We start from the raw sequence: 25,504 nt of genomic DNA, 5'->3' as shown, positions 1-25,504 counted from the left end.
GTATGTGCGCAGAATCAGCGCAACCCTTACCCCCGCGCAGGCAATGTCGCCCAGGAGGACGCCCCGTGCTGAGCACCATGCAGGACGTACCGCTGCTGATCTCGAGGATCCTGACCCACGGGTCGACGATCCACGGCACCTCACAGGTGACCACCTGGACCGGCGAGGGCGAACCGCACCGCCGTTCCTACGCGGAGATCGGCGCCCGGGCGGCCCAGCTGGCCCACGCCCTGCGCGACGAGCTCGGTGTCACCGGCGACGACCGGGTCGCCACCCTCATGTGGAACAACGCCGAGCATGTCGAGGCGTACTTCGCGATCCCCTCCATGGGCGCCGTCCTCCACACCCTGAACCTCCGCCTCCCGGCCGAGCAGCTCGCGTGGATCGTCAACCACGCCGCCGACCGGGTGGTCATCGTCAACGGTTCGCTGATCCCCCTTCTCGCGCCGCTGCTGCCGCACCTGAAGACGGTCGAGCACGTGGTCGTCTCCGGCCCCGGCGACCGTTCCGCGCTGGCGGACACCACCGCGCGGGTGCACGAGTACGAGGACCTGCTCGCCGGGCATCCCGTCGCCTACGACTGGCCGGAGCTGGACGAGCGCGCCGCCGCCGCCATGTGCTACACCTCCGGCACCACCGGCGACCCCAAGGGCGTGATCTACAGCCACCGCTCCATCTACCTGCACTCCATGCAGGTCAACATGGCGCAGTCGATGGGCCTGACCGACCAGGACACCTCGCTGGTCGTGGTCCCGCAGTTCCACGTCAACGCCTGGGGCCTGCCGCACGCCACCTTCATGACCGGCGTCAACATGCTGATGCCGGACCGCTTCCTGCAGCCCGCCCCGCTCGCCGAGATGATCGAGGGCGAGAAGCCGACCCACGCCGCCGCCGTCCCCACCATCTGGCAGGGGCTGCTCGCCGAGCTGACCGCCAAGCCCCGGGACGTCTCCTCCCTCACCCAGGTCACCATCGGCGGCTCCGCCTGCCCGCCCTCCCTGATGGAGGCGTTCGACAAGCTGGGCATGCGGGTCTGCCACGCCTGGGGCATGACGGAGACCTCCCCGCTCGGCACCATCGCCCGCCCGCCGGCCCACGCCGTGGGCACCGAGGAGGAGTTCGCCTACCGGCTGACCCAGGGCCGCTTCCCGGCCGGCGTCGAGGCCCGCCTCACCGGCCCCGGCGGCGAACGCCTCCCCTGGGACGGCGAGTCCGCGGGCGAGCTGGAGGTGCGCGGCGCGTGGATCGCCGGCGCCTACTACAACGGCCCCGACGCCGAGCCCCTGCGCCCCGCCGACAAGTTCAGCGAGGACGGCTGGCTGAAGACGGGTGACGTCGGGACGATCTCCGCCGACGGTTTCCTCACCCTCACCGACCGCGCCAAGGACGTCATCAAGTCCGGCGGCGAGTGGATCTCCTCGGTCGAGCTGGAGAACGCGCTGATGTCCCACCCGGACGTCGCCGAGGCCGCCGTCGTCGCCGTCCCGGACGACAAGTGGGGCGAGCGCCCGCTGGCCACGGTCGTCCTCAAGGAGGGCTCCACCGCCGACTTCACCACCCTGCGGGCCTTCCTCCTGGAGGAGGGCAGGATCGCCAAGTGGCAGCTTCCGGAGCGCTGGACGGTGATCACGTCGGTGCCGAAGACCAGCGTCGGCAAGTTCGACAAGAAGGTGCTGCGCAGGCAGTACGCCGCCGGGGAGCTGGACGTCACCCGGCTCTGACACCGGCGTACGCCGGATGCGCCGGGCGGTGAGGCGGAACCTCACTACCCGGCGGCGTGCGGCTCCGCCACCGGTGGACGGGTGAGTCGTACGACGACGGCTGTCACCGCCGTACCGCCGTGCTCCCCCACCCCAGCGCCAGCCAGACCGCCGCCACCGCCGACACCCCGCCCCAGCCGAAGTGGGTGAAGGCGGTGCCCGCGAGGGCCGAGGCGGTGGCGCCGCCGGCGAAGCCGGAGACGACATAGGCCGTGTTGGCGACGGCCGGGCTGGAGGTGGTGGTCAGGGCGAGGGTCTGGTTGGCGACGTGGGAGGCGACCAGGGCCGCGTGGATCGCGGTCGCGGCGACGAAGAGGGCCCAGACGACCTGCCCGCCCAGCCAGAACAGCGGCACGGAGACGGCCGCGAGCAGATACGCCCCCCGTACGACCCTGGCGGCGCCGAAGCGGTCGACCAGCCCGCCCGCCAGCGGCGCCACCGCGCTCGCCGCGAGCCCGAAGAGGCCGAAGAGTCCGGCGGTGGCGGTGGACAGACCGTAGGCCGGGCCCGTCAGCAGCAGGGCGAGCGAGGTCCACAGGGCGCTCCACGCGCCGAACATCCCCGCCTGGCGCGCCGACGCGCGCCACAGGTCGGGCGAGCGGCGCAGCAGTCCGGGCAGTGCGGCGAGGCCGCTGAACAGCGAGCCGTCGCGGCGGCGCCGCCCGGAGGGCAGGACGAGGGCGGTGGCGATGCCCAGGGCGAGCGTGAGGACGGCCGCGCCCGCGAACACCCACCGCCAGCCGAAGGCCTCCCCGGCGAGACCGCCGAGGACCCGGGCCGCGACGATGCCGGTGAACAGGCCGGCGATCACGGCCGCGACATGGCGGGCGCGGCGGGCGGCGGGGGCGCGTTCGGCGACCAGCGGGACGAGGAGCTGCGGTACGACGGTCCCGGCCGAGGCGACGAACACGGCGACGGCCAGTGCGCCCGTGCCCGGGGCGACGGCACTGGCGACCAGGGCGGCGGTGGTGACCAGGGTGAGGACGGTGACCAGCCGGCGCCGGTCGGCGGTGTCACCGAGCGGGGCGAAGAAGAGCAGACCGACGGCGTAGCCGAGCTGGGCGACCGAGGCGATCCAGGCCACGGCGGACGGCGTGGAGCCGAAGTCGCGGGCGATGAGGGAGAGCAGCGGCGCGGCGAGGTAGATGTTGGCGGCCGTGACCGCGGTGCAGACGGCGATGAGCGTGAGGAACGCACCGGAGCCGCGGGACGGACCCGGGCCCGGATTCTGATCGGGAGCGGTGGCCGGTGACCTGCGGTCCTGTCGGCCGGTGGTGGCGCTGGGCGCTGAGGACATGAGCGGAGTACCCCTTCGAGCCTGCTCTAACAACTAACTAGTTGGTTGGCTGATGGAGGGAACAGTCTGCGTTCCCGTCGGATTCCCTGTCAACCAAACAGTTGGTTACAAGTGGCGCTACCCTGTCCCCATGGCAGTCAGGGACCCCGAGGCCACCAAGGCCCGGATCTTCGAGGCGGCGGTCACCGAGTTCGCCCGCCACGGCATCGCCGGTGCCCGCATCGACCGCATCGCGGCCGAGGCGAAGGCCAACAAGCAGCTCATCTACGCCTACTTCGGCAACAAGGCGGAACTGTTCGCGATCGTCCTGGAGCGGAAGATGCTGGACCTCGCCGAGTCCGTCCCCGTCGACCCGGACGACATCGAGAGCTGGGTCGACCGGCTGATGGACTACCACGCCGCCCACCCCGAACTGCTGCGCCTGCTCTTCTGGGAAGGCCTGGAGTACGGCACCGACGAGCTGCCCCACGAGGGCGAACGCCAGGAGCACTACGTCCGCAAGGTCGCCCTGCTCCAGGACGGCCAGGACCGGGGCGTCGTCACCGACGCCATCCCGGCCGGCGACCTGCTGTTCCTGCTGACCGCGCTGGCCAACTGGACGGCCGTCGTCCCGCAGATGCGCCGCATCCTGGTCGGCGAGGAGGCGGACGACCGCGCCCGGCTGCGCGCCTCGGTGAAGGAGGCGGCGCGCCGCCTGGTCGCCCGCTGACGGCGGTGCGGGTCAGTTGGTCCCGATCCGCGACAGCAGGTCGACGATCCTCTCCTGCACCTCTTCGCTGGTGGACCGCTCCGCCAGGAACAGCACCGTCTCGCCGGAGGCCAGCCGCGGCAGGTCCGCCTGGTCGACGGCGGCCGTGTAGACGACCAGCGGGGTGCGGTTGAGCTGCCCGTTCGCCCGCAGCCAGTCGATGATCCCGGCGGGCCCGGCCTGGCGCGGGTGCACCCGCATCAGGTCCATCACCACCAGGTTCGGCCGGAACTGCCCCGCCAGCGCCACCGCGTCGGCGTCACTCGCGGCCCGCGCGACCTGCATCCCGCGCCGCTCCAGCGTCCCGGTCAGCGCCAGCGCGATCTCCGCGTGCTCCTCGATCAGCAGCACGCGCGGGGGGTGCTGTTCGCTGTCGCGCGGCGCGAGCGCCTTCAGCAGTACGGCGGGATCGGCGCCGTACGCGGCATCGCGCGAGGCCTGTCCGAGTCCGGCAGTGACCAGCACCGGCACCTCGGCGGCCACCGCGGCCTGCCGCAGCGACTGCAGGGCCGTACGGGTGATCGGCCCGGTCAGCGGGTCCACGAACAGCGCGGCGGGGAACGCCGCGATCTGCGCGTCGACCTCCTCGCGCGAGTGCACGATCACCGGCCGGTAGCCGCGGTCGCTCAGCGCCTGCTGCGTGGTGACGTCCGGCGCGGGCCACACCAGCAGCCGGCGCGGGTTGTCCAGCGGCTCCGGCGGCAGCTCGTCGTCCATCGGCTGCGGACGCGGCGGGTCCGCCACCTCCACGGCTCCGCCCGGACCGTCCAGCGGCTCGGGCCCCTCGGCGGCGTCCGCGTCGGGCGCCCCTATGGCGTACGACCGTCCGGTGCCCTCGGTCGTCGGCGCGAGCCGGGAGTGCGCCGGCGCGTGCGCGTGCGCGTGGGCGGGTACGGGCTCGGCCGACGGGTGCGGGCGCGCGTTCTGCTCGCTGCCCGCGGCCGTGTCGGGGCGCGTACCGAGCTTGCGGCGGCGGCCGGAGCCACCCGGCTGGTGCGGGGGAGGCGTGGCCGACGGCAGCGGCTGCTGCACCTGGGCGGCCTGCCGGTTGAACGGCACACCCTGCCCCAGCGTCCGCACGCTGATCGCCCGCCCCTGCGTGGAGTTCGGATCGACCGGCGCCGAGGCCTCCGCGGGCAACGGCTGAGCGGCCCGCTGCACCGGCGTGCCCTCGGGCGGCAACGGGGTGCCGGCGGCGGGAGTCGGCTGCGACGGACCCGCGGCCGCCGGTACGGCCACACCGGCACCGGAGGTGTCACCGGCGGCGGGCCACTGCTGCGGGACGGGACCACCTTCGGCCGCAGCACCCGACCCGGGCACGGCCTCGGCGGGAAGCGGCTGCGCCGCCTGTCCCGGTGCGGGTACGGGGGCGCCGTGTGCCGGGGGTGTGGCGCCTTGCGGCGGGGCGACGGCGCCGTGTGCCGGGGCGGGGCTCCCCTGTGGAGGAAGGGCCGCACCTTGTGCCGGAACGGGAGCGCCCTGCGGGGGGACGGCCGCGCCCTGTGCGGGTACGGGAGCGCCTTGTGGCGGGACTGCGGCGCCGTGTGCCGGGACCGGAGCGCCCTGTGCGGGTACGGGAGCGCCTTGTGGCGGGACCGCGGCGCCGTGTGCCGGGACCGGAGCGCCCTGCGGGGGGACGGCCGCGCCCTGCGGCGGAACCGGAGCTCCATGTGCCGCAACGGGAGCGCCCTGCGGGGGGACGGCCGCGCCCTGCGGCGGAACCGGAGCTCCATGTGCCGCAACGGGAGCGCCCTGCGGGGGGACGGCCGCGCCCGGTGCGGGTACGGGGGCCCCATGTGCTGAGGGTGTGGCTCCTTGCGGCGGGACTGCGGCGCCGTGTGCCGGGACCGGAGCCCCCTGTGCGGGGACCGCGGCGCCCTGCGGCGGAACCGGAGCTCCTTGTGCCGGAACGGGAGCACCCTGCGGCGGAACCGGAGCTCCTTGTGCCGGAACGGGAGCACCCTGCGGGGGGACGGCCGCGCCGGGGGCCCCTTGTGGCGGGACCGCGGCGCCGTGTGCCGGAACGGGAGCCCCCTGCGGGGGAACACTCGCCCCCTGCGCGGAGACGGGAGCACTCTGCGGCGCCGCGGGAGTGCCCTGCGGCGGGACCGCGCCCCCCTGGACCGGAACAGCCACCCCCTGCGCGGGCACGGGAGCACCCTGCGGCGGAACCGGAGCGCCCTGCGGCGCGCCGGGCGCCGCCCCCCACTGCGCCGAAGCCACTGGAGCCTGGGCGGTCGCTGTCTGCGCGGCCGGAGCGGGAGCCTCGGCGGGTGTGCCGTCGGGTTCCGCCGGCTGGGCGACGGCCCGTCGCCGGCGGCCCGTCGGCGCGCTGGTGGGATGCGGCTGCGGCGGGGTGTGATCGTCGGCCTGGTCGTGCGGAACGGCGTCATGGCGGCCGTTGTCGACCCCGGTCTGTCCGACCGCCCCGGCTCGTCCGGCCGCGTCGGCCTGCCCGACCGCCTCGGCCTGGGCCGGCCGACCGGTGTGCTGTTCCTGGTCCGCCTCGGCCGGTGGCAGTGCGAACACCGTACGGGGCGCGGCCTCCTGCGCCGCCGCCCGCTCGGTGGCGGCGGCCAGCGCACGCCGGCGCCGTCCCGTCGGCTGTGACTGCTCCTGCCCCGAAGCCTGAGCCGGAACATGCAGCGCGACCTCGGCCTGGGGCGCGTCGGACGGCGCGGGCAGCGCCGGCGGCAGCGCGTGCTGTTCGCCGGACTCGTGCCGGGCACGCTGCCCGGACGGCCCCGGCATCCCCTGCGGCGGTACGGTCCCGCCCAGCCCCGTGTTCGACGCGGCGGCCCCCGCCGCATGCTCGGCGGCCGTGACGACGGCCCCCTCGGACACCCCGGCGAGCTCGACCTCGGCACCCACCGCGGCCGGCGCGTTCTCGGCCGGCCGGCCGCGCCGCCGCCCGGTACCGCCGGACGCCTGCGCGGGCTCGTCGTCGACGGCGGCGGCCGCCCGGCGCCTGCGCCGGCCGGTGGGAGCGGAGTCCGTACCGGAGCCGTCGTCCGCGCCCGGCACCTCGCTCTCCAGGAAGGCGTCCACGGACGCGCGCCGCGCCCGGCGCCGCCCGCCGCCATCGGGGGCCGGCTCGGCGGGAACGGTCTCCTCGGCCGGCACCGCCACCTCGGCGGTCGGCACGGACCCCGCCCCGCCTCCGATCGGCACCTCGAGGACGAACGCGCTGCCGCTCATCCCGGGCACCTCGTGCGTCTGCAGCACACCGCCGTGCGCCCGGACGATCCCGCGCACGATCGGCTCGTGCACCGGGTCGCCGCCGCCGTACGGCCCGCGCACCTCGATGCGTACGACCTCACCGCGCTGCGCCGCCGCGACCACGACCGTGTTGTCCAGGTAGCCGCCCGCCGACACCGGCGTGTTGCCGGTCGCGTCGACACCCGCGACGTCCGCGACGAGATGCGCGAGGGCGGTCGCGAGCAGCCGCGGGTCGACCTCGGCCTCGATGGGCGGCGCGTGCACCGCGAACTGCACCCGCCCGGGGCCGATGAGCTCCACGGCCCCGTCGACCCCGGCGGCGACGACGGCGTCGAGCATCACCTTCGTACGGGCCACCTGTTCGCCGCCCGCGTCGAGCCGCTGGTAGCCGAGGACGTTGTCGATGAGGGTGGTGATCCGGGCGTAGCCGGCCGACAGGTGGTGGAGCACCTGGTTGGCCTCGGGCCACAACTGCCCGGCGTCGTCGGAGGCCAGCGCGGACAGTTCCCGGCGCAGCTCGTCCAGCGGGCCCCGCAGGGACCGCCCGAGCAGGGTGAGCAGCTGGTCGTGACGCGCGGCGAGGGCCTCGTAGCGGTCCTTCTCCCGCTCGCCGAGCGCGGCGTACCGCTCCTCGTTCGCGGCGAGTTCCTCCGCGTGCTGCTCGCGCAGCTCCTCCAGCTCGGTGACGTGGCCCTGGCGCAGGGCGGTGAGCTCGGAGCCGTGCTCCTCGGCGAGCCGCTCCAGCTCCTCGGCGTGCTCCCGCTCGGCCTGCTCCTTCTCCTCGGCGAGCGCGTCGTAGGGGCGGCGGTCGAGGAACGTCATGACGGCGCCGACGAGCTGGTCGCCGTCGCGCACCGGCGCGGTCGTCAGGTCGACCGGCAGCTTGTCGCCGTTCTTGGCGTACAGCACCTGACCGCGCACCCGGTGCTTGCGCCCGGAGCGCAGGGTGTCGGCGAGGGGGGACTCGTCGTACGGGAAGGGGGCGCCGTCGGCGCGCGAGTGCAGCACGAGCGTGTGCAGTTCGCGCCCGCCGAGTTCGCCGGCCCGGTAGCCCAGTATCTGGGCGGCGGCCGGGTTGACGAGGACGATCCGCCCGTCGGTGTCGGTGCCGACGACGCCCTCGGAGGCGGCGCGCAGGATCATCTCGGTCTGCCGTTGCGAACGCGCCAGCTCGGCCTCGGTGTCGACGGTGCCGGAGAGGTCGCGGACGACGAGCATCAGCAGCTCGTCGCCGGTGTAGCCGTAATTGTCGTACGCCTGCTGGCCGGTCTCCAGATTCGCACTGGTGACCTCGACCGGGAACTCGGTCCCGTCGGTCCGCCGGGCGACCATCCGTGTCGGCTTGGTGCGGGCCCGGGGATCGATGTGGTCGGGCCGCCGCATGGACCCGGGGATGAGCTTGGAGTCGAACTCCGGCAGCAGATCCAGCAGCCCCCGCCCCACCAGCGCCGTGCCCGGGGTCTCGAAGGCCTCCAGGGCGATGGCGTTGGCGTTGACGATCGTCCCGTTGGCGTTGACCAGCACCAGGGCGTCCGGAAGCGCGTCCAGTATGGCTGCGAGGCGAGCAGTGCCCCGGGATGGCCTGCTGCTCACGAGACGCTTCCTCCCTGTTACCGCGACGTGCCGACCGCTCGGGCCATCTTGCCAACCTGCCCGCAGCGTGTCACGCGAGGGAGTCTAAGGGCTGGGATTGCGCTCGCGACGCCGGATGGGACGGACATCGCACGGGAAAGTGACGGCGATGTGACGCCCGGTACGCCCGGAACCCGTGACTGCCTGCGCCGACGCGCCACGAACCTTCGCGGGACCTTTACGTCCCCTGTGCCCCGACTCGCCACCACGCGCCCCCGCCACTCCCGCCGCTCCCGGAGATCTCCCTCACCCGCGTCCCCCGGCGCCCGCTTCGGGCGGCAGCGGCACCAGCCGGTCCCAGCGGGCGATCTCGCATCCGTTCGTACGGTCGTAGGTCGCGTCGACGGGGCGGCCGACCCAGGTGCCGGTGACGCGGGCGGTGGCGGGCCCGCCGTACTGCATGGTGCAGACGGCGTCCCGCGGTGCCGGGGCGAAGGCGTCCCGCCCCCACCGCGTGTTCCGCTCGACGGCCGTACAGGCCCCGGCGGGGTCGGGGTGGCTGCCGCCGCCGGGCCGGCACCGCACCTCGTACGTCCCGTCCACCCCGCCGCCCGCGTCGCGCACGGTGACGGTGAGGCGGTCACCGCGCGGAGGAGCGTCCTGCGCGTACGCCGCCGGGGGCGCGGTGGACAGCGAGGTGAGGGCCGCGACGGCGACGAGCCGCCGCAGCACGGGGCGCGCGGTGTCCGCACGCCGGATCTGCGACACGACCTGTGAGATGAGCTGCGACATGACCTGATCAACGCGCCACCGCGCGGGACGTTGCGCCACACCGACGCGACAGCCGGAAGTGCTTTGCCCTGCGGGCTCCCCGCCTAGTACCGTGGGTGGCGATTGGTGACAGCCCACGCGGGTGTGTCATCATCGGCACGCACCGATTCCACTCGCGCTCACGCGCGGAGGGTTCTGTGCATGGAGGCGTCGCCTAGTCCGGTCTATGGCGCCGCACTGCTAATGCGGTTTGGGTCTTAAAGCCCATCGAGGGTTCAAATCCCTCCGCCTCCGCACCGATCACGAAGCCCCGGCCCCTGCGGCCGGGGCTTCGTCGTTGTCGCCCCCGTCGATCCCGCGTTTGCGCAGGTCGCAAGGGGTGGGCCAAACGGATTTCACATGGCGGCGGCAGTCATGTAATGTTCTTCCTGTCGCCGCGAGCGGGCCGAAAGGACCGGGGAGCGGCGAGAAAACTGAAGAGACAAGCACTCGTAGCTTAACGGATAGAGCATCTGACTACGGATCAGAAGGTTGCAGGTTCGAATCCTGCCGAGTGCACACAGAGCAGAGGCCCCGGAGAGATCCGGGGCCTCTGGCGTTTCCGGGGGCGTCGAGTCATTCGGTGTCGGCGTCCGCGCCGGCCGCGGGGGTGTCATGGCGGTGCGGGCCCCGCTGGCGCAGGAGTGCGGTGCGCAGGTAGTGGGTCAGGGCGGTGGCCGCCGCCGTGAGGAAGACGAAGGTGTAGAGGATCTGCAGGATGGCCACCAGGCGGGCCGCCTGGCCGTGCGGGGTGATGTCGCCGTAGCCGACGGTGGCGAGGGTGACCAGGGTGAAGTACAGGGCGTCGAGGCGGGTGTCGAGGCCGACGAGCTCGCCGGGGTTCTGGGCCAGGGCCAGGTAGGTGGTCGCGAAGACCAGGATGGACAGGGTCATCAGCAGGGGGATGACCAGTCCCGGACGTACGTTCGGGTGTCCGAGCAGGACGTGGACCACCTGTCTCAGCAGCAGGACGGCCACGAGCACCAGGGCGAGGACGAAGAGGGTCCAGCTCAGGGCCGACCGGTGCGGGCCCAGACCGTTCAGGGGCAGGAGGAAGTAGGCGATGACCATCGCCACCACACCCGCCACCCCGACCAGGCCGGGCCAGAAGGTCCTCCAGCCCGCGGACGTGCGCTCTACGCCCGGGACTCGCGGCGCGGTGCGCACAGGGCCCAGATGATGAAGCCGTCGATGATGAGGAGGGCGATCGACCAGACCGGTGCGTGGGGCAGCCACACGAAGTTGGCGACCATGCTGAGCCCGGCCAGCGCGATGCCCACCGCGCGGGCCCAGGTGGCCCCGGTGAACAGGGCGAGACCGGCGACGGTCACCAGGGCGCCGAGGATCAGGTGGATCCAGCCCCAGCCGGTCAGGCTGAACTCGTAGGTGAAGTTCTGGGTGGCGACGAAGACGTCGTCCTGGGCGATGGCGGCGATGCCCTGGAAGATCGCCATGATGCCGCCGAACGTCATCAGGACCGCCGCTGCCGCCGTCCAACTCGTCGCCCAAGGGCTCCTGGCCTCCCACCCGGCCTGGTGGTGGCGCGTGCCGCTGACATTGCTCGCCATGTGTTCGACCTTTCGGCTGTCCCCGAGCGGTGCGGCCCCTCCACCAGGTTTGCACTCCGGTTCCCGCTCGGCACCTCGGCGTCCCGGTCGGTGCGGCGGTGCTCCTCCAGGCAGTCGGCCGCGACCGTGTCCGCGCGGCGGAACCAGTCGTGGAGCACGGCGGTCTCCTTCGGGGTGTAGTCGGCGGAGAGCTCGTTGACGCGGGCGCGGCAGGGGTCGTGGATCTCGGGTGTGCGGGCCAGGGCGTCCGGCAGGGGCACGCGCAGTGCCTGGACTGCCGGCTGGCCGGCCGGGGGCGGATCGTGGCGAGGGCGGCCGGGCCGGTTGTCGTACCCGCGGCGCGCGGTGGCGCACCTCGGGATGCCCGAGTACGAGGACTTCCTGGACCTCGCCGAGCGTTACGGCCAGGTGCGGCTGGACACCACGATGGCGTTCACCGACTTCTGCGAGCACCTGGCACCGTTGCCCGGGCGGGCCCTGTCCCGGCTGGCGGCCCTCGGCGACCGGATCCTGTTCGGCTCGGACTTCCCCAACATCCCGTACCGTTCCTAGTCAGTGAGCAGGAGTGAGTCTTGGACCCATGCCTGGACACTGCGGACATCCCGAACGGTTCTGGGTGTCCTGGTCGCCCGCGTTCGCTCCGCGTCCGGCGGCACGGATCGTGTCCGTGGTCCGGGAATGCGGCGGCGGGGTCCCTCACGCTCGGGAGTATCCGGTCCGGCCTGGGCGGTCCGATGCCCGTGCGCATCGCTCTGGTGTGCACGGGGCGGTGCCGTCCGACGCCGGAGGGGATGCCCCTGGGCGCGTCGTCCGATCGCGATGCTCGCTGCATCGTGACGGGTGGTCGTGCGGGTTTTGCTGGTCAGGGGTTTCTGCCAGTGCTGCGCGCCCCATTTCGAGGTGTAGGCGGGGTCGACGGCGATGATGATGATGCCGGTGGCGTCGGCCATGGAGGTCAGGCGGGCACGGAGCCGGCCGGTGGGCATGCCGGAGACCAGGTGCCGGAATTGCTTCTTGCGGCCGTGTTTCTCGCGGGTCTTCTCCGCGGTGAAGTCAAGGTCCTCGACAGCGATCGCCTTGACACCGCAGGCCCTGGCCCAGTGCAGCAGCCGGGTCAGGGCGTGGCGGACTTGGGCGTCGCGGTGAGTGGCGGTGCCGGTCAGGTCGTAGAAGAACCGGCGCGGGCTGCCGACGGGGTTGCCGTGGACATCAAGGCGCCAGGCGGCCAAGTGGTCGGCGTTCATGTCCACACCGATCACACCGTCGGGCAGTGCCGCCGCCATCGGGATCGTTCGGGACACCGGGACCTGCCAGGAGGCCGTCAGATACCAGCGTGCACGGGCCACGTCGTAGTCGATGCGGTATGCGACGGCCCGGTTCGCTTCGACCCGGTCGGCCCACTCCTGTCCGCGGTGCGCGAAGGTGATCCGGCCGGTGAGGACATACCGGCCGTGCGGGGCGTTGGCCAGTTCTTTTAGTGGGTTGGGCAGCCGGATACTCACCTCACCGTCCGGGCTGATGCGGAGGGTCTCGTTGCCGAACTGCTTCCCGCTCTCCCCGTCCGCCTGCAGGAACCAGCGCTGTGCTTCCCAGCGCTGACGCCACTGGGGTTCGCTGAGCCGGGCGGCGGACAGCTGGTGCCGAGCACGGGCCAGGCGCTTGCCGCCTCGCACCACATGCACTCTCCCGGCCTCCCAGTCGGCGCGCTCCCGCTCCAACCGGTCCTCCAGGACGTGCAGACGGCGGGCCTTGGCATGCCACTCCCGCCTGCTGCGGTAACCGCCCGGCGCCCGCTCTGTGCCCTTGGACCCGACCGGCAGTGACAGCCGGTGGGCGATCATGCGGATCCCCGCCTCCAGTGACCGGATGCGGGCCAGAGCACAGCGGCGGGCCAGCGCCCACTGGTCGTGCGTGGCCTTGGTGATCGCCCCCGCCCAGCGGGCCGACGAGTGGGATGTCAACTCCCGCTTGCGCACCGCCCACGCCCCGGCGTCATGTTCCAGACCGTCGTGGCAGCGCGCCTTCAGGTCACGGCCGGCCAGCGTGCCCAGATGCGCGCCCACCCGCCGCAGCACCTCCGCATCGCCGACGGTGAGCTGCCCCAGCCGGGTACGGATCGCTACCCCCGATGGGCCGGGAACGACGAACGGCGCCGCAAGCGTCCGCAGACCACCCACCACACCACCCCCGCAGCCCAGCCCCGAAAACCGATCACCACACCCAACGAGCATCCCCCGTAAAGGTCACCCATTCGACAGGCGAACTCTCATCCCATCCCTGGGGTGCCACCTCGCACTCCCCTGCCGCCACAGCACTCACCCACCCGCGCCAGAACGCACTCGTGCTCAGTCGAACTCCAGCAGTTCCCGACCCCTACCTCCACCAGCTCCACGCCCTGGAGCGGCTGGACCTCGGGGACGCCTGGCTGCGGGCGGTGTGCCACGACAACGCGGCCCGGCTCTTCGGCCTGCCCGGCTGAGCGGGGCCGCCCCGCCCCGGCTGAGAACGGCCTGTGAGTTTCTCAGGTAAAACACAGGTTCCCGAAAGGGTGTTCTCAGAGGCCCCGGACATCGTGTGCGGTATGACCACGATCTCGCCCCAGGGGCGCACCGAACTGCTGAGGCCGGACGGGAGCCCCGTCCGCGTGCTTGTGGTGGACGACGAGCAGTCGATCACCGAGTTGCTGTCCATGGCCCTGCGGTACGAAGGCTGGCAGATCCGCAGCGCGGGGGACGGCCAGGGGGCCCTCCGCACCGCACGCGAGTTCCGGCCCGACGCCGTGGTCCTGGACATGATGCTGCCGGACATGGACGGCCTGGCCATCCTCGGCCGGCTGCGCCGCGAGCTGCCGGACGTGCCCGTACTGTTCCTCACCGCCAAGGACGCCGTCGAAGACCGTATCGCCGGACTGACCGCCGGCGGCGACGACTACGTCACCAAGCCGTTCAGCCTGGAGGAGGTCGTCGCCCGGCTGCGCGGACTGATCCGCCGCTCCGGCGCGGCCGACCGCCGTTCCGAGTCGATGCTCGTCGTCGGCGACCTCACCCTCGACGAGGACAGCCACGAGGTCACCCGCGGCGGCGACAGCATCCACCTCACCGCCACCGAGTTCGAGCTGCTGCGCTTCCTCATGCGCAATCCGCGGCGCGTGCTCAGCAAGGCCCAGATCCTCGACCGGGTCTGGTCGTACGACTTCGGCGGGCAGGCGAACGTCGTCGAGCTGTACATCTCGTACCTGCGCAGGAAGATCGACGCGGGCCGGGAGCCGATGATCCACACCCGGCGCGGCGCCGGCTACATGATCAAGCCCGCGGTCGCATGAGCGGCCGACGGCGGCCGCGTCCGCAGCGGCGGGCGCGCACCCCGCGCACCCTGCGGACGCGGCTCGTCGTCGCGTCCGTGGTGCTGATCGCGGTGGTGTGCGCGGTGATCGGTTCCGTGACCACGCTGGCGCTGCGGTCACATCTTTACGAGCAGCTCGACGGGCAGCTGCGTGAGGTGGCCATGCGCGCGGCCGGCGGGCCGGTGGGCGAGCGGCCGCGCCCCGACCTGCTGAACCAGGAGGACCCCCTCGACTTCGTCGTCAAGGGGCCGCAGGGCTTCGGCACCGTCGGCGCGGTCGTCGAGGACGGCACGGTGACCGAGGGGATCGTCAGCGAGTCCAAGGCGGAGAACGGCTTCACCACGCCCGAGGCCGCCGATCTCTCCGCGTCCCAGTTGGCGGCCCTCGCCGCCGTCCCGCAGGACCAGAAGCCGCACACCGTGGACATCCCGGGGCTGGGCAAGTACCGGGTCACCTACGAGAGCGGCCGCAACGGCGCGTTCTACACCGCCCTCCCCACCGCGGACGTCGACAACACCATCAACACCCTGATCCTCGTCGAGATCAGCGTCACCGCCGCCGGCCTGATCGCCGCCTCCCTCGCCGGAGCCGTCATCGTCAGTGTCGCCACCCGTCCCCTCCGCAAGGTCGCCGCCACCGCCACCCGCGTCTCCGAACTGCCCCTCCACACCGGAGAGGTGAACCTCGAAGAGCGCGTCCCCGAGTCCGAGTGCGATCCGCACAGCGAGGTCGGCCGGGTCGGTGCCGCGCTGAACCGGATGCTCGACCACGTCCACGGAGCGCTGCACGCCCGCCAGGAGAGCGAGACCCGGGTACGGCAGTTCGTCGCGGACGCCAGCCATGAGCTGCGTACGCCACTGGCCTCCATCCGGGGGTACGCCGAACTCACCCGGCGCGGCCGGGAGCAGGTCGGCCCCGACACCCGGCACGCGCTCGGGCGGATCGAGTCCGAGGCGAGCCGGATGACCCTGCTCGTCGAGGACCTGCTGCTGCTCGCCCGTCTGGACGCGGGCCGGCCGCTGCAGTTCGAGGAGACCGACCTCGTACCGCTCGTCGTGGACACCATCAGCGACGCCCGGGCCGCCGGGCAGGAGCATGTGTGGCGGCTCGAACTGCCCGACGAGCCCGCGCCGGTGTGCGCGGACGCCGCCCGGCTCCAGCAGGTGCTCGTCAACCTGCTCGGCAACGCCCGCAACCACACCCCGCCGGGCACCACCGTCACCGCCCGGGTGCGCCGCAACGGGCCCTGGCTCTGCGTCGACGTGGTCGACAACGGGCCGGGCATCCCGCCCGCGCTGCTCCCGCGCATCTTCGAACGGTTCGCGCGCGGTGACTCGGCGCGCACCCGTGCCACCGGTTCGACCGGTCTGGGCCTGGCCATCGTGCAGGCCGTGGCGACCGCGCACGGTGGTGCCGTGACCGTCGACAGCGTGCCCGGACACACCGCGTTCACGCTCCATCTTCCCGCAGTCGAACCGCAGTTGGTGCCCGAGCCGTACTCACAGCCACGGCACAGCGTCACCACATGGGCACGACAGGGCGTCTGAGCAGAGTCGGTTCCATGCGAACCGATTCTTCTCCCGGCACCCTGCCGGCGCGGGAGCACCTCCCGGCCGCCGGAGCGGGTACGCCGGTCCTGGACGTAGTGATCCCCGTCTACAACGAGGAGAAGGACCTCAAGCCGTGCGTCCGCAGACTGCACGAGCACCTGACCCGCACCTTCCCCTACGCCTTCCGCATCACGATCGCCGACAACGCCTCCACGGACAGCACCCCGCACGTGGCCGGCCGGCTGGCGGAGCGGCTCCCGGAGGTGCGGTCGGTGCGCCTGGAGCAGAAGGGACGCGGCCGGGCGCTGCGGACCGTCTGGTCCGCCTCGGACGCCCCCGTCCTCGCCTACATGGACGTGGACCTGTCCACCGACCTCAACGCGCTGCTGCCGCTGGTCGCCCCGCTGATCTCCGGCCACTCCGACCTCGCCATCGGCTCCCGGCTGAGCCGCAGCTCCCGCGTCGTGCGGGGCGCCAAGCGGGAGTTCATCAGCCGCTCGTACAACCTGATCCTGCGCGGCTCGCTCCAGGCCCGCTTCTCCGACGCGCAGTGCGGGTTCAAGGCGATCCGCCGTGACGTGGCCCAGGTGCTGCTGCCGCTGGTGGAGGACAGCGGCTGGTTCTTCGACACCGAGCTGCTGGTCCTCTCCGAGCGTGCGGGGCTGCGCATCCACGAGGTACCGGTCGACTGGGTCGACGACCCCGACTCCACCGTGCACATCGTGAAGACGGCGACCGACGACCTCAAGGGCGTCTGGCGGGTCGGAAAGGCACTCGCCACCGGCTCGCTGCCGCTGGACCGGCTCGCCCGCCCCTTCGGCGACGACCCGCGCGACCGCACCATCCAGGACGTACCGCAGGGACTGGCCCGCCAACTGGTCGGCTTCTGTGTCGTCGGCGCCCTGTCCACCCTCTTCTACCTGCTGCTCTACAGCGGCTTCCGGACCTTCACCGGCTCCCAGACCGCCAACGGGCTGGCCCTGCTGGTCTCGGCGGTCGCCAACACCGCCGCCAACCGGCGGCTCACCTTCGGGGTGCGGGGGCGCGGCGGGGCCGTACGGCACCAGGCGCAGGGCCTCGTCGTCTTCGGCATCGGTCTCGTCCTGACCAGCGGCTCGCTCGCCGCGCTCAACACCGCGACCAGCGACCCCGCCCACTCCACCGAGCTGGCGGTCCTCGTCGCGGCCAACCTCGCGGCGACCGTGCTGCGGTTCCTGCTCTTCCGGGCGTGGGTGTTCCCGGACCGCGGCCGGTCCCACGAGACCCCCGCCGAGCCCTCCTGGCAGGACGCCCCCGCCGCTCCCGCCTGGCAGGACGCGACCCTGCCGCTCCAGCCGGTCCGCTCGCCGCTCCCCACCCGTCCGTACCGCCCTTCCAGCCCTTCCGACCTCGACCCGAGGGACTTCCGATGACCACGCAGTACGACCAGACGAGTCCCCCGGCGGACCCCGCCACCTGGGGACCTCCGGAGGGGGGCCGCCACACCGCCCCCGGACCGGACGAACCCCGCGGGCCCCTCGCCCGCAGAGCGTGGCGCGGCCGGCCCGAGGACCCCCGCTGGGTGCGCCCCGCCTTCCTCGGTCTGCTGCTGGTGACCGGGCTGCTCTACCTCTACGACCTGAGCGCCTCCGGGTACGCCAACTCCTTCTACTCGGCGGCCGTCCAGGCGGGCAGCGAGTCCTGGAAGGCGTTCTTCTTCGGCTCGCTGGACGCGGCGAACGCCATCACCGTGGACAAGCCCCCGGCCTCGCTGTGGCCGATGGAGCTCTCGGTGCGGATCTTCGGCCTGAACTCCTGGGCGATCCTCGTGCCCGAGGTGCTCATGGGCGTCGGCACGGTCGCCGTCGTCTACGCGGCCGTACGCCGCCGCTTCGGCCCGGCGGCCGGTCTGATCGCGGGCGCGGTCCTCGCGCTCACCCCGGTCGCGGCGCTGATGTTCCGGTTCAACAACCCGGACGCGCTGCTGGCGCTGCTGATGTCCGTCGCCTGCTACCTCGTCGTCCGCGCCCTGGAGGACGGCCGTACGAAGTGGCTGGTGTGGGCCGGGGCCGCGATCGGCTTCGCGTTCCTCGCCAAGACCCTCCAGGCCTTCCTGATCCTCCCGGCCCTCGCGCTGGTCTACGGCGTCTGCGCGCCCGTGCGGCTGAAGAAGCGGCTGGGACAACTGGCCCTGGCGACCGTCGCGCTGGTCGTCTCCGGCGGCTGGTGGGTGGCGGTCGTCGAGCTGTGGCCGGCGTCGTCGCGGCCGTACGTCGGCGGCTCGCAGAACAACAGCTTCCTGGAGCTGACCTTCGGCTACAACGGTCTCGGCCGGCTCAACGGCGAGGAGACCGGCAGCGTCGGCGGCGGCGGGGGTGGTGGCGGTACGGGCGGCGGCGGGCAGTGGGGCGAGACCGGCTGGGACCGGATGTTCAACTCCGAGATCGGCGGCCAGATCTCCTGGCTGCTGCCCGCCGCGCTGATCCTGCTCGTCGCCGGCCTGGTCCTCACCCGGAAGGCCGCACGGACCGACCTCGCCCGCGCCTCGTTCCTGGTGTGGGGCGGCTCGCTGCTGATGACGACGGTGGTCTTCAGCTACATGGCCGGCATCTTCCACCAGTACTACACGGTGGCCCTCGCTCCGTACCTCGCGGCCGTGGTCGGCATGGGCGCGGCGGCCCTGTGGGAGAAGCGGCGGGCACTGTGGGCGTCGCCGGCCCTGGCGGCCGCCGTCACGGCCACGGCGGCCTGGGGGTACGTACTGCTCAACCGCACGCCCGACTATCTGCCGTGGCTGAAGTGGCTGGTCCTGGTCGGCGGGCTGGTCGCGGCCCTCGGGCTGGTCTTCGCGGGCAAGGTGGGGCGGCAGGTGGCGCTCGCGACTGCGGGGCTGGGCCTGGTGGCCGCGCTGGCCGGCCCGACGGCGTACACGCTGAGCACCGTTCAGGAGGGACACACCGGTTCGATCGTCACCGCCGGTCCGGCCGGGGCGAGCATGGGCGGCGGTCCCGGCGGGGGCGGTGGCGGGGGCGGCGGATTCCCCGGCGGGGGCGGTCCCGGCGGGCAGGGCCAGCAGGGCGGCCAGGGGCAGCAGGGCGGTCAGGGCCAGGGCCAGACCCCGCCCGGCGCGGGCGGCAACGGCACCGGCGGCTTCCCCGGCGGCGGACCCATGGGCCAGAACGGCCAGAACGGCCAGAACGGCCAGGGTGGCCAGAACGGCCAGGGCGCCCCGCAGGACGGCACCGGCAACGGCGCCGAGGGCCGCATGGGCGGTGGCGGCATGGGCGGCCTGCTCGGCGGCGCGGACGTCGACTCCGAGGCGAAGGAACTGCTGGAGGCCGACGCCGGCGACTACACCTGGGTCGCCGCGGCCATCGGTGCCCAGAACGCCGCGAGCTACCAGCTCTCCACCGGCGAACCCGTGATGGCGATCGGCGGCTTCAACGGCACCGACCCGTCCCCGACGCTCGACCGGTTCAAGAAGTACGTGGCGGACGGAAAGATCCACTACTTCGTCGCCGGCGGCGGCATGGGGGGCGGAATGGGCGGCGACTCCGGAAGCTCCTCGCAGATCTCCACCTGGGTGCAGGAGAACTTCAAGGAGGTGACGGCCGGCTCGGCCACCTTCTACGACCTCACGCAGAAGACGACCGACAGCTGACGGTCCCCCGATGAGGGACGAGGGCGGTGACATCCCATGTCACCGCCCTCACCTGCTCACTCCCCCTCGGCCAGCCGCGCCGGGAAACCCCCGGTCGCCACCGGGCCCCAGCGCTCCGGGGTGATCCGGATGATCGACTTGCCCTGCTTGACCATGGCGGCGCGGTACTCGTCCCAGTCCGGGTGCTCGCCGGCGATGTTCCGGTAGTACTCCACCAGCGGCTCCACGGACTCGGGCGGGTCCACCACCTCGGCGGTGCCGTCGATCTGGACCCACGGCCCGTTCCACTCGTCGCTGAGGACGATCAGGCTCACCCGGCTGTCCCGCTTGGCGTTACGGGTCTTGGCGCGCTCGGGGTACGTGGAGACCACGATCCGGCCCGAGTCGTCGACCCCGCAGGTCAGCGGCGAGCCCTGGGGCGCGCCGTCGGCCCGCCGGGTCAGCAGGACCGCCCGGTGCCGGGGCCGTACGAAGTCCAGCAGCTCGTCGAGGGAGACACGGGTGTTCGTCGCGATGTTGGGTGCCATGGCGTCAGACTAGGCCGCCATGGCCTCCGGGAGGTTGTCGTACACGGGGACGTCGCGGCGCAGGCCCGTCAGTTCGAGCACGCGGGCGGCCGCGCTGTCCGGGCGGGCCACCACGTACACGAGGGTGCCGGGGTGCAGCAGCCGGCGTACGTCGTCGATGAGGCGGACGCCCTGGGAGTCCATGAAGCCGGTCGCGGTGAGGTCGAGGACCAGGACACGGGCCCGCCGGCCGTCGCGGGGGCGGCACTCGGCCATGATGGCGTCGAGGAGTTCCCCGGCGTCGGAGAAGTCGGTCTCCGGGGGGAAGCGGAACAGCGTGTGCTCGGACACGTCACGCGGGTCGGAGGGGTTCGGCAGGAAGGTCACGGTGCTCACCTGGCAGACATGTGTCGTCCGGGATTCCGGCAAGGCCACTTCCTGACCCGTCCGTCATTCCATCACGCAGGAGGGCGCCGGTGGCAGTGGGCCGGGGTGGTGATCGGACCGGAAGCCGATACCGCAGGTCCGGGCGTCACCTCATCGCAACCGAACAGATAGAGTTCTGTGCGTCCTGTGCTCGCAGTCAGGAATGTGCTGCGGAGCTCTCCTGCGCACGGCCGTAATGCCGTGCATGCCGAAGAGGTTCGTGGTGGCTGCGTCCCGGTTTTCTGATTTGCCCCGTTTCCCGGCTGGGTTGGAGCTGGCGGAAGCGCTCACGGCCGCGGCACGGCAACTGCACGAGACGTCCACCCCGGACAGCACCCTGGACACCGCCGTCCGTCTCGCGGTGGACCTCGTGCCCGGTGCCGACCACGCGGGCATCTCCGTCGTCGAGCGGGACAACCGGCGCTCCACGCTCGCCTGGACCGACGACGTCGTACGCGCCGCCGAGGAGGGCGACGACCCCGGGGACGGGCAGCGGCCGTACTGGCACCGCCTGTGGACCGCCCCCGTGGCCGAGGTCGAGGACAGCGAGAACGGCGAGGGCGACGAGGTGCTGTCCGGGCTCGGCCTGCGGTCCGCGCTGTCGCTGCGGCTGCGGGCCGACCGCCGCCGGCTGACCGTGCTCACCGCCTACGCCCGCAAGCCGCGCGCCTTCGACGAGACCGCGCTGCGGGTCGGCCGGCTGTTCACCGCGCACGTCGGCATAGCCCTCGACTCCGCCACCGTGCGCGAGCAGCTCACCGAGGCCATGCGCACCCGGGACCTGATCGGCCAGGCCACCGGCATCCTCATGGAACGCCTGGACATCGACGCGGCCGGCGCCTTCGACAGCCTGGTCCGCGCCTCGCAGCGGGAGAACATCAAACTGCGCGACCTCGCCCGCCGCATCGTCGACCCCGACCACACCCCCTGACAGGGTCCGACCGGTCCTGACGGGGTCTCACGCGGCCGGAAGCGACTCCCCCTGCACGGCCTGGACGTCCAGCTCCACCCGGAGGGTCGTGCCGATGGCCGCGATGCCGGCCTGGACGACCTGGTTGTAGTTCATCGCGAAGTCCTCGCGCCGCAGTTCGGCCGTGGCACGGAAGGCCGCCCGGGTGCCGCCCCAGGGGTCCGCCCCGGTGCCGAGGTAGGCCAGGTCGAGGTCGACGGGCCGGACGACGCCCCGCATGGCCAGCTCGCCGTGGACCGTCCAGCGGTCGGAACCCGCCCCGGTCAGACCGGTGGACCGGTAGGTGATCTCGGGGTACCGCTCGACGTCCAGGAAGTCCGCGGACCGCAGATGGGTGTCGCGCATCCCGTTGCCGGTGTCGATGGAGGCCGCCCGGATCACCGCCTCCACGCGGGACTTGGCGATGTCGTCCGGCGCGACCTCCACCAGGGCCGCGAACTCGGTGAACCGGCCCCGCACGCTGGAGATGCCCAGGTGCTGGGCGACGGCCGCCACGCTCGAATGCGCCGGGTCCACGGTCCACGGCCCCGGCGGCGGCAGCTCGGTGCCGCCCTGCCGGGCCAGCGTCACCGTCCCGACCTCGGCCCGCCCGCTCGCGGTGACGATGGCGCTCGCGGCGGCGGGCGCGTACCCGACCGCGGTGACGATCACGGTGTACGCCCCCGGCGCCAGCGCGGTGGTGTCCCGCACGGCGCCCTCGGGGTCCGCCTCGGCGCGCAGCACCTGCGTACCGGTCCCGTCGGTCACCGTGACGACCGCGTGCGACACGGCCCATCCGTCCCGGGTGCGGATCCTCGCGGTCAGTGACATCCCGTTTTCTCCCTGCACATACGTACAAAATGGTCGTGAACAGACCGGCCCGTGGCGAGGGCGCGTCTCCGCTACAGGACGCGCCCCCGCCACGGGCCGGGGTTTCGCTACTCGCCCGGGTGGGCGAGCTCGATGTCGTGGTCGTCGACACCGGTGCCGGAGACGGTCAGCGCCGTCGCCACCGGCGGGTAGCCCGTGGCGATGACGGTGTACTCGCCGCCGTCCAGATCGGCGAAGGCGTACGCGCCGTCCGCACCGGTCGTCGCCGTGCCGGCCACGTTGCCGGCCGCGTCGACCAGGGTGACCCGGGCGTCGGCCAGCGGCCCGTGCGGGGCGCGGACCACGCCCCGCACCTGGGCGCCGGTCTCCAGGTCGACCTCGACCCGGGTGACCCCGGTGCCGCCCACCTCGACGGGCAGGGCGCGCGGCCGGTAACCGGCGGCGTTCACCGCCACGGTCACCGCGCCCGGCACCAGCTCGGCGAACGAGAACTCGCCCTGCTCACCGGTGCTCCCGGTGGCCAGCAGATCGCCGCGCACATCGGTGACGATCACCATCGCGTCCTTCACCGGCAGCCCGCCGTCCGCCGTGCGGACCAGTCCGGTCAGCCCGCTGGTGCCGCTGAGCAGGATGTCGTAGGCGAGGGGTTCGCCGTTCACGACGACCGTGGACGCCTGCGGCTGGTGGCCGTCGGCGGCGGCGATCAGGACGTACGACCCGGCGCCGGGCGCGTCCACCGCGTACGCGCCGTCGGCCTGCGCCACCGACCGGCCGAGCTGACGCCCGCCCAGCGAGATCAGCGTGACGGCGGCCTGCGGCACGGGCGCGCTGTCGGCGCCGCGCACGACACCGCGTACCGGGATGCCACCGGAGACGGGTGCCTCCGGCTCACCGGGGCCGGCCGCCGTGGCGACGGCGGCGAGGCGCTGCGTGGCGGCGGTCCCGGCGGCCGAGGAGGCCGAGGGGGCCGAGGGGGCCGTCACCGCACCGGCCGGAGCCGGCTCGGCGGCGACGCGGGCGGCTTCCGCCGGGGCGGTCCCGTCCGAGGCCTCCGCGGTCTGGGCCAGCGCGCCGGAGGTCCGCAGCGGGACCTCCTTGATGAACAGCGTCACCAGGAAGGCGAGCAGGGCGATCGGCGCGACGTACAGGAAGATGTCGGCGATGCCGTGCCCGTAGGCGCTCTCCAGCCAGGTGCGGATGCCCGGGGGCAGCAGGTCCATGTCGGGGATCGTGCCGCTGCCGGAGGTCTTGGCGGCGGCGGCCTGCTCCTGCGGGCTGAGCTGCCCGATGGTGTCCTGGGCGTAGTCGCTGATCCGGCTGGACATGACCGAGCCGAGCACGGACACGCCCACCGCGCCGCCGAGGGACCGGAAGAAGGTCACGACGGAGGAGGCCGCGCCCAGGTCGCTCGGGGCCACCTGGTTCTGCGTGCACAGGACCAGGTTCTGCATCATCATGCCGACGCCGAGGCCCATGAGCGCCATGAAGACGCCGATGTGCCAGTACGGGGTGTCGTAGCGCATGGTGCCCAGCAGGCCCAGGCCCGCCGTCAGCAGCACACCGCCGACCAGCAGCCAGCTCTTCCACTTGCCGGTCTTGGTGATGATGATGCCGGAGACCGTCGACGATATGAACAGGCCGCCGATCATCGGGATGGTCATGACGCCCGACATCGTCGGGGACTTGTCCCGGGCCAGCTGGAAGTACTGGCTGAAGTAGACGGTGCCCGCGAACATCGCGATACCGACGAACAGCGAGGCCAGCGAGGCCAGCGCGATGGTGCGGTTCCTGAACAGGCGCAGCGGGATGATCGGCTCGTCGGCCTTCGACTCGACGAAGAGGAAGATCAGCGTCAGGACGATCGCGCCGCCGACCATGACGCCGGTCTGCCAGGACATCCAGGAGTACTTGTCGTCGGCGAAGGTGACCCAGACGAGCAGCAGGCAGACGGCCGCGGTGACGAAGAAGGCGCCGGCCCAGTCGACCTTGACCTTCCGCTTGACCACGGGCAGGTTCAGCGTCTTCTGCAGCACGATCAGCGCGATGATCGCGAAGGGCACGCCGACGTAGAGGCACCAGCGCCAGCCGAGCCAGCTGGTGTCGGTGATCACGCCGCCGAGCAGCGGGCCGCCGACGGTCGCGACGGCGAAGGTGGCGCCGATGTAGCCGGAGTAACGGCCGCGCTCGCGCGGGGAGATCATCGCGGCCATGATGATCTGCGCCAGGGCGGACAGACCGCCGGCGCCCAGTCCCTGGATGGCACGCGCGGTGATCAGCATGCCCGGGTTCTGCGCCAGACCGGCCACGACGGAGCCGAGGACGAAGACGACCAGGGCCGCCTGGACCAGGGTCTTCTTGCTGGTGAGGTCGGCGAGCTTGCCCCACAGGGGGGTGGAGGCGGTCATCGTCAGCAGCGAGGCGGTGACGACCCAGGTGTAGGCGCTCTGGCCGCCGCCGAGGTCGCCCACGATCTCGGGCAGGGCGTTGGTGACGATGGTCGACGACAGGATGGCGCAGAACATGCCGAGCAGCAGCCCGGACAGCGCCTCCATGATCTGCCGATGGGTCATCGGAGCGTCTGTGGAGGAGCCTCCCCCGTGCTTGGCATGAGCCCGCACACCGTTCGGTGTGGTCGTTGCCATGGACTTCCTTCTCTTACGTGCTTGCGGGTGTACGGGTGGTCTGTTCGGGAGCGGGAGATGCCGGGCGGGGCACCGTTCGGCAGTCGCCGAAGCTGTCCCTGAGCCGGGTCATCAGCTGGGTGAGCCGGCTGACCTCGTCGTCGGACCAGTCGTCCAGGCGCTCCGCGAGGAGCTGGGTGGACCGCCGGAACAGCTCGTCGAGCTGGGTCCGGCCGGCTGGGGTGAGGTGCAGGATGCGGGACCGTTTGTCGGCGGGGTCGGGGGAGCGTTCGATCCAGCCGCGCTCGGCCAGGTGGGCGACGTGACGGCTGGTGACCGACATGTCCACGGACAGCAGCTCGGCGAGCCTGCTCATGCGCATGTCGCCGTGGCGGCCGAGCAGCGCCAGCACGGCGGCGGAGCCGCTGGGGCAGCCGGTCGGCATGATCCGGTTCATTTCCCGCTTGACGGCGCCGAAGGCGCTGAACTGTCGAACCAGCTCCTCGTACTGCGCCTGCTCGGCCATGACACCTCCCGTTTTGATTGCTTAGGGCAACGATAGGAATCGATGGTTGCTGAAGGCAAATAAAAACGGGTCTCCCGGCTCAAAAACTTGGCAAAGGCAAGTAATCGCGAAAGTAAACCCGCAGGTCCGGGCGTGTCC

General features: G+C 72.7%; 18 protein-coding genes, 2 tRNA genes and 2 pseudogenes. 11 read left to right on the top strand and 11 right to left on the bottom strand.

Annotated elements, in window-relative coordinates; genetic code table 11:
- Nucleotides 1-65 precede the first annotated feature (65 nt).
- Nucleotides 66-1,721 (top strand): long-chain fatty acid--CoA ligase, encoded by a 1,656-nt coding sequence (locus ACFV5H_RS02250; protein WP_385047067.1) that lies wholly within the window; start codon nucleotides 66-68, stop codon nucleotides 1,719-1,721.
- 103 nt (nucleotides 1,722-1,824) lie between these two features.
- Here the strand turns inward: ACFV5H_RS02250 and ACFV5H_RS02245 are convergent, their stop codons facing one another.
- Nucleotides 1,825-3,057 carry an MFS transporter gene (locus tag ACFV5H_RS02245; protein ID WP_385047070.1) on the bottom strand — a complete coding sequence of 411 codons (1,233 nt, stop codon included), beginning with the start codon at nucleotides 3,055-3,057 and terminating at the stop codon, nucleotides 1,825-1,827.
- A gap of 130 nt (nucleotides 3,058-3,187) precedes the next feature.
- Between ACFV5H_RS02245 and ACFV5H_RS02240 the strand changes: the two genes are divergently transcribed.
- The gene (locus ACFV5H_RS02240; protein WP_385047072.1) at nucleotides 3,188-3,766 is read left to right on the top strand and encodes a TetR family transcriptional regulator; all 579 of its coding nucleotides are present in this window, start codon (nucleotides 3,188-3,190) and stop codon (nucleotides 3,764-3,766) included.
- A gap of 12 nt (nucleotides 3,767-3,778) precedes the next feature.
- Here ACFV5H_RS02240 and ACFV5H_RS02235 read toward each other — a convergent pair whose 3' ends face one another.
- The gene (locus ACFV5H_RS02235; protein WP_385192337.1) at nucleotides 3,779-8,617 is read right to left on the bottom strand and encodes a PAS domain-containing protein; all 4,839 of its coding nucleotides are present in this window, start codon (nucleotides 8,615-8,617) and stop codon (nucleotides 3,779-3,781) included.
- Nucleotides 8,618-8,902: 285 nt separating this feature from the next.
- Nucleotides 8,903-9,388: an SSI family serine proteinase inhibitor gene (locus tag ACFV5H_RS02230; RefSeq protein ID WP_385192335.1), complete on the bottom strand. Its 486-nt coding sequence runs from the start codon at nucleotides 9,386-9,388 to the stop codon at nucleotides 8,903-8,905.
- A gap of 182 nt (nucleotides 9,389-9,570) precedes the next feature.
- Between ACFV5H_RS02230 and ACFV5H_RS02225 the strand changes: the two genes are divergently transcribed.
- Together ACFV5H_RS02225 and ACFV5H_RS02220 are read left to right on the top strand one after the other, a co-directional pair.
- Nucleotides 9,571-9,661: transfer RNA gene (locus tag ACFV5H_RS02225), tRNA-Ser, on the top strand.
- 191 nt (nucleotides 9,662-9,852) lie between these two features.
- A tRNA-Arg gene (locus tag ACFV5H_RS02220) sits at nucleotides 9,853-9,925 on the top strand.
- Nucleotides 9,926-9,982: 57 nt separating this feature from the next.
- Here ACFV5H_RS02220 and ACFV5H_RS02215 read toward each other — a convergent pair.
- Entirely contained in the window at nucleotides 9,983-10,477 is a 495-nt protein-coding gene (locus ACFV5H_RS02215) for a potassium channel family protein (protein WP_385192601.1), read from the bottom strand.
- A gap of 65 nt (nucleotides 10,478-10,542) precedes the next feature.
- Nucleotides 10,543-10,974, bottom strand: a complete 432-nt coding sequence (locus ACFV5H_RS02210) for a hypothetical protein (RefSeq protein ID WP_385047080.1) — start codon at nucleotides 10,972-10,974, stop codon at nucleotides 10,543-10,545.
- Between the two features lie 336 nt (nucleotides 10,975-11,310).
- Here ACFV5H_RS02210 and ACFV5H_RS02205 point away from each other — a divergent pair.
- Nucleotides 11,311-11,517: pseudogene (locus tag ACFV5H_RS02205) on the top strand (amidohydrolase family protein); the annotation flags it as partial.
- Nucleotides 11,518-11,522: 5 nt separating this feature from the next.
- Here the strand turns inward: ACFV5H_RS02205 and ACFV5H_RS02200 are convergent.
- Nucleotides 11,523-13,151 carry an IS200/IS605 family accessory protein TnpB-related protein gene (locus ACFV5H_RS02200; protein ID WP_385192331.1) on the bottom strand — a complete coding sequence of 543 codons (1,629 nt, stop codon included), beginning with the start codon at nucleotides 13,149-13,151 and terminating at the stop codon, nucleotides 11,523-11,525.
- 185 nt (nucleotides 13,152-13,336) lie between these two features.
- Between ACFV5H_RS02200 and ACFV5H_RS02195 the strand changes: the two are divergent.
- From ACFV5H_RS02195 to ACFV5H_RS02175, 5 genes and pseudogenes are all read left to right on the top strand, one after another.
- Nucleotides 13,337-13,453, top strand: a pseudogene (locus tag ACFV5H_RS02195) (amidohydrolase); the annotation flags it as partial.
- A gap of 102 nt (nucleotides 13,454-13,555) precedes the next feature.
- Nucleotides 13,556-14,296 (top strand): response regulator transcription factor, encoded by a 741-nt coding sequence (locus ACFV5H_RS02190; RefSeq protein WP_385192328.1) that lies wholly within the window; start codon nucleotides 13,556-13,558, stop codon nucleotides 14,294-14,296.
- A complete protein-coding gene (locus ACFV5H_RS02185; protein WP_385192326.1) occupies nucleotides 14,293-15,864 on the top strand; it encodes a sensor histidine kinase in 1,572 nt (523 codons plus the stop codon). The genes ACFV5H_RS02190 and ACFV5H_RS02185 overlap by 4 nt, the downstream gene beginning before the upstream one ends.
- A 14-nt stretch (nucleotides 15,865-15,878) precedes the next feature.
- Nucleotides 15,879-17,279 (top strand): glycosyltransferase, encoded by a 1,401-nt coding sequence (locus ACFV5H_RS02180; protein ID WP_385192323.1) that lies wholly within the window; start codon nucleotides 15,879-15,881, stop codon nucleotides 17,277-17,279.
- Nucleotides 17,276-19,507, top strand: a complete 2,232-nt coding sequence (locus ACFV5H_RS02175; RefSeq protein WP_385192321.1) for an ArnT family glycosyltransferase — start codon at nucleotides 17,276-17,278, stop codon at nucleotides 19,505-19,507. The genes ACFV5H_RS02180 and ACFV5H_RS02175 overlap by 4 nt, the downstream gene beginning before the upstream one ends.
- Before the next feature lie 56 nt (nucleotides 19,508-19,563).
- Here ACFV5H_RS02175 and ACFV5H_RS02170 read toward each other — a convergent pair whose 3' ends face one another.
- Both ACFV5H_RS02170 and ACFV5H_RS02165 read right to left on the bottom strand, forming a co-directional pair.
- The gene (locus ACFV5H_RS02170) at nucleotides 19,564-20,034 is read right to left on the bottom strand and encodes a PPOX class F420-dependent oxidoreductase (RefSeq protein ID WP_385047100.1); all 471 of its coding nucleotides are present in this window, start codon (nucleotides 20,032-20,034) and stop codon (nucleotides 19,564-19,566) included.
- A gap of 9 nt (nucleotides 20,035-20,043) precedes the next feature.
- The gene (locus ACFV5H_RS02165) at nucleotides 20,044-20,400 is read right to left on the bottom strand and encodes an STAS domain-containing protein (RefSeq protein WP_385047102.1); all 357 of its coding nucleotides are present in this window, start codon (nucleotides 20,398-20,400) and stop codon (nucleotides 20,044-20,046) included.
- Between the two features lie 244 nt (nucleotides 20,401-20,644).
- Here ACFV5H_RS02165 and ACFV5H_RS02160 point away from each other — a divergent pair, with 244 nt between their 5' ends.
- Complete coding sequence (locus ACFV5H_RS02160; protein ID WP_385047105.1) at nucleotides 20,645-21,370, top strand: ANTAR domain-containing protein; 726 nt, start codon at nucleotides 20,645-20,647, stop codon at nucleotides 21,368-21,370.
- A 27-nt stretch (nucleotides 21,371-21,397) separates the two neighbouring features.
- Here ACFV5H_RS02160 and ACFV5H_RS02155 read toward each other — a convergent pair whose 3' ends face one another.
- From ACFV5H_RS02155 to ACFV5H_RS02145, 3 genes are all read right to left on the bottom strand, one after another.
- Entirely contained in the window at nucleotides 21,398-22,219 is an 822-nt protein-coding gene (locus tag ACFV5H_RS02155; RefSeq protein ID WP_385047107.1) for a YceI family protein, read from the bottom strand.
- Between the two features lie 107 nt (nucleotides 22,220-22,326).
- Nucleotides 22,327-24,861 carry an MFS transporter gene (locus ACFV5H_RS02150; protein WP_385192319.1) on the bottom strand — a complete coding sequence of 845 codons (2,535 nt, stop codon included), beginning with the start codon at nucleotides 24,859-24,861 and terminating at the stop codon, nucleotides 22,327-22,329.
- A gap of 13 nt (nucleotides 24,862-24,874) precedes the next feature.
- On the bottom strand, nucleotides 24,875-25,366 hold the full coding sequence (locus ACFV5H_RS02145; RefSeq protein WP_385058754.1) for a MarR family winged helix-turn-helix transcriptional regulator: 492 nt from the start codon (nucleotides 25,364-25,366) through the stop codon (nucleotides 24,875-24,877).
- Nucleotides 25,367-25,504: the final 138 nt, after the last annotated feature.

The sequence above is a fragment of the Streptomyces sp. NPDC059787 genome (assembly GCF_042732315.1).
Taxonomy (GTDB): domain Bacteria; phylum Actinomycetota; class Actinomycetes; order Streptomycetales; family Streptomycetaceae; genus Streptomyces; species Streptomyces atrovirens.
The sequence above is the reverse complement of the archived record's forward strand: the minus strand, read 5'-3'. Positions and strand labels throughout refer to the sequence as shown.